This window comes from Streptococcus sp. HSISS2 (assembly GCF_000448665.1).
GTDB lineage: Bacteria > Bacillota > Bacilli > Lactobacillales > Streptococcaceae > Streptococcus > Streptococcus raffinosi.
The window spans coordinates 1,725,592-1,728,018 of record NZ_CM002133.1 but is presented as its reverse complement, the minus strand read 5'-3'; the positions used below and the strand labels follow the sequence as shown (position 1 = coordinate 1,728,018).

General features: G+C 41.5%; 1 protein-coding gene and 1 pseudogene. Both read left to right on the top strand.

The window, feature by feature from the left end; translation table 11 throughout:
- Positions 1–926 (top strand): Rib/alpha-like domain-containing protein (locus HSISS2_RS07515; protein WP_134981521.1); only part of this gene is annotated, 926 nt, incomplete at its 5' end.
- A 425-nt stretch (positions 927–1,351) separates the two neighbouring features.
- A pseudogene (locus HSISS2_RS07510) lies at positions 1,352–2,427 on the top strand (YSIRK-type signal peptide-containing protein); the annotation flags it as partial.

Genomic DNA, 2,427 nt, shown 5'->3' with positions numbered 1-2,427 from the left:
CTAAGGATTCAATCGGTAATGTCGGTGATCTACCAGAAGGCACTAAGTTCGAGTACAAGACACCTGTTGACACAACAACAGAAGGTGAAAAAGACGCTGTAGTCATTGTCACTTACCCAGATGGTTCTAAAGATGAAGTTCCAGTTAAGGTAACTGTTAAAGATCCACGTACAGATGCCGATAAGAATACACCTGTGGCTAAAGATCAAACGGTAAAACCAGGTGATCAACCAAACGCTAAGGATTCCATTGGCAACGTAGGAGATCTTCCAGAAGGCACTAAGTTCGAGTACAAGACACCAGTTGACACAACAACAGAAGGTGACAAAGACGCTACAGTTATCGTCACTTACCCAGATGGTTCTAAAGATGAAGTTCCTGTCACAGTTAAGGTTGTAGATCCACGTACTGATGCGGACAAGAACACTCCAACAGCTAAGGAACAAACAGTAAACAAGGGCGAAACTCCAGATGCGAAGAACTCAATCGGCAACGTCAGTGACCTTCCAAATGGAACTAAGTTCGAATTCAAGACACCAGTTGATACTACAACTGAAGGTAACAAAGACGCTACTGTTATTGTCACATATCCAGATGGTTCTAAAGACGAAGTTCCAGTTAAGGTGATTGTTAAGGATCCACGTACAGATGCGGATAAGAACACACCAACGGTTGACAATCAAGAAACTAAAGCAACTCCAGCACCAACAGTGCATAAACCTGCTCCTGCATTAGATACAGTTCATGTCGCCTCAAAAGCAACACCAGCTGCAACTGATACTAAGCAAGCTTTGCCTGAGACAGGTGAAAACACTTCATTATTGGCTACTCTATTGGGTGGTTTGATGACAGTGGCTGGACTTGGTTTGGCAGGAAAACGCAAAAAGAAGACTAAGATAGTTCATAGGTTAGATCCCTCAACATAGTTAGTTAGGCTATTTCGGTTTTCGAAAAAAGAGACTCATCCCATAAGGGGTGGGTCTCTTTTGTGTCTATTACAAGATAGTTTTTGTTTATATTAAAAAATTAGATAAAAACTCAAAAGGTGAAGAGGTTTATTCAAAAAATATTAGTAACTTAGATTATAGGGGGAATTCCCATAAATAGTGATATGCATGAAAATGCTTATATGAAAAGGTTTGATTATTTTCACGAGGATCTAGTTACTAATCATAATTCGTTTTTTATATTGATTAAAAATTAGAGAAAATACTTGCTTAAAGATTAAAAAAAGGATATGATAGACTTCGGAAGAAGGTTAATAAATGTATGGAGTGCGTGTTTTTTCAATAACGTCTTCGTTTTTTGACGTGCCTTGGGGTACAAGGATTAACATATAGGAAGATTTTGAATGAAACAAGCAAATCATGTTTTTGAAAAAGTGACAAAATACGCCATTCGTAAATTGTCAGTAGGTGTAGGGCCAGTTGCTATCGGGACATTCTTGTTAGCAGGTGGTCTTTTCGTGTCTAAACCAGTTTCGGCAGACCAGGTTACTTCGGATGCATCGGTACACATAGCCTATGTCACAGAAAATGAATTAACAGCTGAAGAGCAGAAGCAAGTGGTACATGCTATTCCTAAGGAATATCAAAATGAGGACACTTTTTATCTGGTTTATAAACGTAAGGGAGACAGTCAAGCCACTCTTCCTCAGACAGGAAGTTCTGACTGGGCAGCGACAGGTTTGGGATTGGCAACAGCGACTATGGCTGTCTTGCTATTTTCAAAAAAACATCGTAAAAAAATTATTGGCTTGGTCTTGATTGGGGCCGCAGGGCAAAGTCTCCTTGTGCCGATAGAGGTTCTTGCCTTGCAAAACAAGGAGTTGCAGGCCTATAATCAAACTCTTGCGGTTTCAAATAAAGAAGATTTGGCTAAGGGTGTTATTGCCATTGATGGTTATGAGTATGTGGGTTATCTGCGTTACTCTGCTAAGCCGGAGCTTGACCAACCTTTGGAAAATACTTTACAAGGGCTTGAGTCTTCAATAAAAGAAGATAATACAGTTAGTCAGGGGACAGCTGATAGGGATAGTAAGGGCATCAGTTGGAAAAAGGAACACAGGAGCCAGGTCATGAAGGCGAGGCTGCTGTTCAACCCGCTAATCCAGAGTACACAGGACCAATTAGCGCTAAAGGTACGCAAGAATCAGGTCGTGAAGGCGAGGCAGCTGTTCAACCTGCAAATCCAGAATATACTGGTCCAATCAGTGCCAATGGTACCCAAGAAGTTGGACACGAAGGCGAAGCGTTGGTTCAACCTGTAAATCCAGAGTACACTGGACCGATTAGTGCCAATGGAACACAAGAAGTAGGTCATGAGGGTGAAGCTTTGGTTCAACCTGTTGCCCCTGAATATACGGGCCCAATCAGTGCTAATGGTACCCAAGAAGTTGGTCATGAAGGTGAAGCCCTTGTTCAACCA